Here is a 7,329-nt window from a genome sequence, read left to right on the forward strand (position 1 = left end):
TGAGTTTGATGCTGGTCCCATTGAGATGGCTGCGTGACTACGTCGAGATACATGAGAGCCCGGAAGACCTGGCGGACCTCTTGACGATGAGTGGAACCAAGGTCGAGGGCATAGGCCAGGTTGGGGAGAACCTGGAGAGGATTGTTGCCGGGCGCGTGGTGTCTTTGGAGAGCCACCCGTCCTCCGACCGGCTTTTTGTGGCCTCCCTTGATATTGGCCGTCCAGATTCCTCAACTGTGAAGGTGGTGACAGCGGCGACCAACCTCGCAGTGGGGGACATGGTGCCGCTGGCGCTTCCCGGTGGTTGCCTGGATGACGGGACGAGGATAGTGGAGATGGAGTTCTCGGGCGTGGTGTCCGAAGGCATGCTCTGCTCCTCGCGTGAACTGGGGATCTCGCAGGATGCGTCGGGCATTCTCAAGCTCCCGTCGGAGATACTTCCGGGGCTGGACGTCGTCGACGCACTGAACCTCCGGGACACCGTGCTGGAGTTGGAAATCACTCCCAATAGGCCTGATTGCCTGTGTGTGCTGGGGATCGCGCGGGAAGTGGCGGCCGTCACCGGCCGGACCCTCGTCGCGCCGCCAGTGGAGGTCGTTGAGACACCCCGGCAAGCGAGCTCCATGGCCGTCGTGGAAATTGCCGATCCCGACCTCTGCCCGCGATACGGCGCGCGGATCTTCACCAATGTGACCGTGGGCCCATCGCCACTCTGGATGCAGGTTCGGCTCCGGGCAGCAGGGCAACGTCCCATCAACAACATAGTCGATATCACGAACTATGTGATGCTTGAGGTCAATCAACCCCTGCATGCCTTCGACTACGACCTTCTGCCGGACCACAGAATCATCGTCCGCCGGACGGTCCCAGGCGAAGTCCTGACCACCTTGGACGGTGTCGAAAGGCATCTCGAGCCTGACATGCTCGTGATTGCTGGACCTGATCGCGGGCTTGCGGTGGCGGGCATCATGGGCGGAGGGGAGACCGAGATCACCCAGTCGACCCGGAACGTCCTGCTAGAGGGGGCGAACTTCGCAAGGACGAGCATATGGCGGACGTCGCGCGACCTCAAGCTGCGAACCGAGGCTTCGTCCAGGTTCGAGAAAGGGATTGATCCAGAAGCCGTACCGCTCGCCCTCGACCGCAGTGCCCACCTTCTCAGGGCGATGGGAAGCGGCGAAGTCGCTTCCGGCATAATTGACGTGTATCCCGGTAAGACAGAACGCACCACCATATCCGCGAGCATCGCGCGAATCAATGCCCATCTGGGGACCAGCATCGGCCGGGAGATACGCGATTGCTTGACGAGGCTGGGGTTCGAAGTGGAACCCGGGGAAGGGCCGATGGAATCTGGGGAATTCAGAGTCTCGGTGCCGTCGTTCCGCGGGGACGTCCGCGAAGAGGCGGATCTTGCGGAGGAGGTCGCCCGGATCTGGGGGTTCGGAAACGTGCCTTCAACTGTGCCGGGAGGAGGCATGCCCGGCGGCAGAAGTGCTTCTCAGGAACTTGCTGCCCGCGCGCGGGACGTTCTGGCGGCTATGGGAGCGAGTGAGTGTGCGACTTTCCCGTTCATGTCCCCCCACGATCTCGATAGGATCGGACTTCCCGTCGATCATCCGGCGAGGGAGGCAGTGCGGATCGCAAATCCGATGGTCGAGGAACATGCGCTGATGAGGACCACTATGATTCCATCCCTTCTAGGGGCCGTCCAGACCAACGTCAACCGAAGGAACAGAGGGGTATGTTTGTTCGAGCTGGGCCGAACTTACTCTCCCGGGGCCGCCCTCCGGGAGGGGCGCAGCCCGATCCGGGGCGAGAAGCCTGCGGTCGAACGGGAGGTCCTCGCCATCGGCATGGCGGGGCCCATGAACCACAAGCAGTGGTATGAGGGTGAGAGGGGGTATGACTTCTTCGACCTCAAAGGGCTCATCGAGACTCTCCTGGATGAACTGGGAGTGTTTGAGACGATATTTGCCCGGGCTTCTCGTCCGTGGTTCCACCCGGGGCGGGCGGCGGCAGTCGTTGCGGGTGAGACCGAAATCGGCACTTTGGGACAGGTTCACCCTGATGTCGCAGAGGCGTGGGGAGTCCCCGAAACCACCTGCATTGCTGAACTTGATTTCGATGCCATTAGGGGAGCCCAGAGAAGGGAAGCAAGGTTCGCTCCAATCCCGAGGCATCCAGCCGTAGAGCGTGATGTGGCGATGGTGGTTGGACGGGAAACCCCCGCGTCGCGAATTGCGGGGGTCATGTCCCGGGCAGGCGGGGACCTCGTCGAGAGCATCAGGCTCTTCGATGTCTACGAAGGGCCGCCGGTCGAGGTTGGGAAGCGCAGTCTGGCGTTTTCCATCACCTACCGTGCCCAGGATCGCACGCTCACCGACGGAGAGGTGAACGAAGTCCATGAGCGGGTCCGGGAGGCTGTAGTCCGGGATTTCGATGCCGCGCTGCGCTGAGGAGCCTAAAGGACTGATAGGTACCTGTCGAGTTCCCACTTGTGGACTTGGATGCGGTAGTCATCCCATTCGAGCTTGCAGGCGTTGACGAACCGAGGGTAGAGGTGCTCTCCAAGGGCGGAGACGACTACCTCGTCCTGGCTGAGCGCCTCTACGGCCTCGGCCAGCGATCCGGGCAGGCTCGGGATACCCTCCTGAGCGCGCTCCTCGGCGGACATGTGGTAGATATTCTTCATGATCGGCTCGGGAGGAGCGATGCGCTTCTTGATGCCATCCAATCCTGCTTTGAGGATCACGGCGAAGGCCATGTAAGGGTTGCATGATGAGTCGGGGGACCGCCATTCCACCCGGGTCCCGATCCCCCGGCTCGCGGGCACACGGCAGAGTGCACTCCTGTTCGCGGCGGACCAGCATATGTATACTGGTGCCTCGTACCCCGGCACCAGGCGTTTGTATGAGTTCACGGTCGGGTTCGTCACCGCGGTTACCGCCGGGGCGTGAGCTAGCAGACCACCGATGAAGAAGATCGCGGTCTCGCTCAACTGGTAGGGGGCGGCCGGATCGAAGAAGGCGTTCTGGCCGTTTGAGAAGAGCGAAAGGTGTGTGTGCATCCCCGACCCCGCCATACCGCAGATCGGCTTGGGCATGAACGTCGCGTGCAGGCCGTGATGGCGAGCCACCACTTTCGTGACAAACTTGAAAGTCGTGACCCGGTCGGCCGTGGTCAGAGCGTCGCAGTACTCGAAATCTATCTCGTGTTGCCCGGGAGCGACCTCGTGGTGCGCAGCCTCCACCCTGAAGCCCATCTGCTCCAGGGCGAGTACGATATCTCGCCTCGCGTCCTCACCGCAGTCGACCGGGTACAGATCGAAGTATCCGCCCTGGTCGTTCGTGTTGGTAGTGGCGGCCCCAAATTCATCCTGCCTGAACAGGAAGAACTCACATTCTGGACCCACGTTGAGTGTGAACCCCAACGCCTCGGCCTCGGCCACTGCGCGCTTCAGCACGAACCTGGGATCGCCTTCGAAAGGCGTGCCGTTCGCATTGTAAACATCGCAGATAAGGCGGGCAATGGTGCCGTCCGCGTGTTTCCACGGGAAGACGACGAAGGTGTCCAGGTCGGGACGGAGGTTCATGTCTGACTCCTCGATCCTGGAGAACCCCTCGATCGAGGAACCGTCAAACATCACTCGGCCGTCGAGGGCCCCTTCAAGCTGACTTAGAGGAATCTCAACGTTCTTCACGACTCCCACGATGTCCATGAATTGGAGCCGTATGAACTGGACGTTCCGCTCCTTTGCCAGGCGCAGGATCTCCTCGCGCTTGAAGGTTGACATTCAGATCACCCCTTCATGAAGTAATTTGCACCCGCTCGGCCGCGCGGGTACTATAGACCGCATAGTATCACCAGCTAAGTCCATTGTCAACATGCCCAGCACTTCGTCAAACCTGTAAAATCATCCGGAACACCGCTACAGGTCCGCCCATGCAGGATTCGGACAGGCCAATAGCAAAAGTACCAAATGTGAGACCGCCCCGAGGCGGAGCTATCAATCACCTCTCAGGGAGCTGGTAGGGATGTTGCCTCAGCAGAGTCAGAAGAAAGACACAAACAGGGTCCTCGCAGTCATAATGGGCGAGGAATATGTTATCCGTGGCGACGCATCTCCAGACTACATCGAGTCTCTGGCGCACGACCTTGACTTGAGGATGCGTAAGATCTCAGAGTCGAATCCCAGGCTTTCCCTCCACCAGGTGTCTGTGCTCGCGGCCCTGCACATCGCGGACGAGCTGGGTGCCGCCAGGCGCAAGTACGGCGAGCTGCTCAGGCTCGTAGATCAGAGTTAGGTTTCATGGACTGTGAGGGGTGGGTTCTGTGAACGTGTCATCCATCGACTGGCTATCTGCCGTGATCTTAGTGCTCATAGCCATCGACTTCATCATGGGTTTCCGGAAAGGACTTGTGCGGCAGGTTATCGACCTTGTGGGCATAATAGTTGCGATCCTGGCCGCACTCAGGCTCTACCCGAGCGTAGGGCAGTTCGTCGGCAGGCTGATCGGCGGCATGAGTCAGGCGGCAGCCAATGTCGTCGGGTTCATAATCGTGTTTGTGGGCATGGCCATCCTGGTCGAACTCGTCGGCTACGCGGTATCATTGGTCATGAGGCTCCCTGGGCTGTCCTTTCTCAACAGTATGGGAGGCGCAGTGTTCGGGGTTGCCAGGGCTGTGCTTGTCATCAGCGTGGTCCTGGTGGTGTTGTCCTCGCTGCACATCCCGTCCGTCACTGCCACGATAGAGCGGTCCCCCGTGGCTGTGAGGATTCGAGAAGTCGCACCCTTCTTCTACAAGCAATTCGACCGGATGATCCCGGAGGCACCACCCGCCCCGGGCCCTGGAGGTCCCAAGAGTGGAGATCTCAAATACAGAGATAGCAGGCATCTTTAACCAGGTTGCAGAGCTTCTGGAACTGAAGGCCGAGAACCCGTTCAAGGTGAGAGCCTACCGAAAGGCTGCGGACGCACTCATCTCCCTGGACAGGCCGGTTCGTGATGCCTTGGCCGATGCAGGGCACGGCATCCCCGGGATTGGCGACGCCATCAGGGCGAAGATAGAGGAGATTCTTGCCACAGGACGGCTCCAGTACCTGGACCGGCTCCGGGAGGAGATACCTCCGGCCATATTCCTGCTCACCGAGGTTCCGGGGATCGGTCCGAAGGCAGCCTGGAGGCTGCACGATGCGCTCGGGATCGATGATGTAGAAAGTCTGCTCTCCATGGCACGCGCGGGCAGGATCCGGGAGGTCCCTGGATTCGGCTCGAAGACCGAGGCGAATATCATCCGGTCCATCGAGCTCATGCGCCATGCCGGGGAGCGGAGCCCCCTCTACGCTGCCATCCCGATTGCCGATCGGATAGTGGACGAACTCGGCCGCGTGCCGGGTGTGACCCGGGTGAGCGCCGCGGGCAGCCTGAGGCGACGTCGGGACACCGTGGGGGACGTGGATATTGTTGCTGCCTCCGAGGATCCCGAGCGAGTGATGGACACGTTTGCGAGCCTTGCCATTTTCCGCGAGATCCCCGCGCGCGGGACCACGAAGTCGACTGGGATCACTGAGACCGGCCTTTCGTGCGACTTGAGGGTGGTGAGTCCCGAGGATTACTGGACTGCTTTGCACCATCTGACGGGGTCGAAGCAGCATCACGTGAGGCTCCGGGGCATCGCCGGAAGGCTTGGGCTGAAGATCAACGAATACGGCGTCTTCCGAGAGGATACCGGAGAGCCTGTTCCGATAGACAGCGAAGAGGACCTGTACGCTGCCCTGGGCATGTCTTACATACCGCCGGAACTCCGGGAAGACACAGGGGAGATAGAGGCGTCGCAAGAAGGGCGTCTTCCCAACCTGGTCGCCAGGAGCTCGATCAAAGGAGACCTGCACACCCACACGAAATGGAGTGACGGGGTAGGCACTGTCCTGGAGATGGCCCAGACTGCCCAGCGGCTGGGATACGAGTACATAGCGGTGACAGACCATTCCCGTGCCCTCGGGATTGCCCGTGGACTGGACCGGGACAGGCTTCTAGCACAGGTTGAGGAGATCCGACGTCTCTCCCGGGACTTACGAGGCATCCGAATTCTGGCCGGCTTCGAGGTGGATATCCTCAAGGACGGCACGCTCGACATGGACGACGAAGTGTTGGAGCAACTGGATATCGTAGTCGCGTCGATACACAGCGGATTCAGGCAGGACCGACACTCCATGACGGAAAGGATCCTGCGGGCAGTGCACAACCCGAATGTCGACATCCTCGCGCACCCTACAGGACGCATTCTAGGATACCGCCCGGGGTACGAGGTGGACCTGGACGCAGTGATCAAGGCGGCAGCGGAGACCGGAACAGCCATGGAGATCAACTCCTATCCCGACCGGCTCGATCTGTCTGACGCAAATGCCAGGGCTGCCCGGGACGCAGGGGTCACCATCGTTATAGATACTGACTCACACTCCCCTTCGGAGCTTGTGAATATCGAGTTCGGAGTCTGGGTTGCCAGGCGTGCCTGGCTCGAACCTCGCGATATCCTCAACTGCCTCACCTATGATGACCTCATGTCGCGGCTGGCCAGGAAGAAACGAGCTGCGGTCGTAACGTCGTGAGCCTTCCGGATACCTGCGGTTCACTCATGGGATACTAGCATCTGAGCAAGGTGTGAACCTGTCAGCTGGAGGCGAAGATGTCCCACATACTGCTCACCATAGTCAGGACCCTCATCGTTTACGCTTTCGTGTTGTTTGCGATGCGCCTCATGGGCAAGAGAGAGGTCGGGAACCTGACCCCTTTCGATCTCGTGGTCGCCATCATGGTCGCCGAGCTGGGCGCGATCCCGCTCGAGCGGAACGACATTCCCCTCCACAGCGGGCTGGTCCCCATCGCCACCCTGGCGGGCCTGGAGATAGCTGTGGCCGCCCTGTGCCTGCGCTCTATCGCTATCAGGCGAGTGGTCGTGGGAGAGCCTACCGTAGTGATGGAGGACGGAAAGGTCATTGAAGGAAGCATGAGGAGGCTCAGGTACAATATCAACGACCTCCTGAGCCAGCTTCGAGACCAGAAGGTCTTCAACCCGGCGGACGTAGAGTTCGCGGTGTTGGAGCCGTCAGGCAACCTGAACGTTCTGCTCAAATCGCAGAAACGTCCGGTCACCCCGGAGGATCTGGCGGTGCCCACGAAGTATGAAGGCCCGTCCTATCCACTTGTGTCTGATGGTCAGATCCAGTACCAGTACCTCAAAATGCTGGACCTGACCGTTCGGGATCTGAAAGAGAAGCTTCGCGAGAAGGGCGTCGCCAACCTCCAGGATGTCTTCCTGGCCAGTCTG

General features: G+C 60.5%; 6 protein-coding genes. 5 read left to right on the forward strand and 1 reads right to left on the reverse strand.

Translation table 11 applies throughout. The features are described 5' to 3' along the window. Positions 1 to 8 precede the first annotated feature (8 nt). Positions 9 to 2,456: a phenylalanine--tRNA ligase subunit beta gene (gene pheT / locus NUW23_05615; GenBank protein MCR4425655.1), complete on the forward strand. Its 2,448-nt coding sequence runs from the start codon at positions 9 to 11 to the stop codon at positions 2,454 to 2,456. A gap of 5 nt (positions 2,457 to 2,461) precedes the next feature. Here pheT and glnA read toward each other — a convergent pair whose 3' ends face one another. Beyond that, positions 2,462 to 3,793, reverse strand: coding sequence for a type I glutamate--ammonia ligase (gene glnA / locus NUW23_05620; protein MCR4425656.1), 1,332 nt, complete (start codon positions 3,791 to 3,793; stop codon positions 2,462 to 2,464). A 241-nt stretch (positions 3,794 to 4,034) separates the two neighbouring features. Here glnA and NUW23_05625 point away from each other — a divergent pair, with 241 nt between their 5' ends. From NUW23_05625 to NUW23_05640, 4 genes are all read left to right on the forward strand, one after another. After that, a complete protein-coding gene (locus NUW23_05625) occupies positions 4,035 to 4,304 on the forward strand; it encodes a cell division protein ZapA (protein ID MCR4425657.1) in 270 nt (89 codons plus the stop codon). A 28-nt stretch (positions 4,305 to 4,332) separates the two neighbouring features. Further along, complete coding sequence (locus NUW23_05630; GenBank protein ID MCR4425658.1) at positions 4,333 to 4,902, forward strand: CvpA family protein; 570 nt, start codon at positions 4,333 to 4,335, stop codon at positions 4,900 to 4,902. Then, positions 4,865 to 6,610 carry a DNA polymerase/3'-5' exonuclease PolX gene (polX, locus tag NUW23_05635; protein MCR4425659.1) on the forward strand — a complete coding sequence of 582 codons (1,746 nt, stop codon included), beginning with the start codon at positions 4,865 to 4,867 and terminating at the stop codon, positions 6,608 to 6,610. Before NUW23_05630 ends, polX begins: the two co-directional genes overlap by 38 nt. 77 nt (positions 6,611 to 6,687) lie before the next feature. Continuing rightward, positions 6,688 to 7,329 (forward strand): DUF421 domain-containing protein (locus NUW23_05640; GenBank protein ID MCR4425660.1); only part of this gene is annotated, 642 nt, incomplete at its 3' end.

The organism is Bacillota bacterium, assembly GCA_024655925.1.
In the GTDB taxonomy this organism is placed as follows: Bacteria; Bacillota; DTU025; order DTU025; family JANLFS01; genus JANLFS01.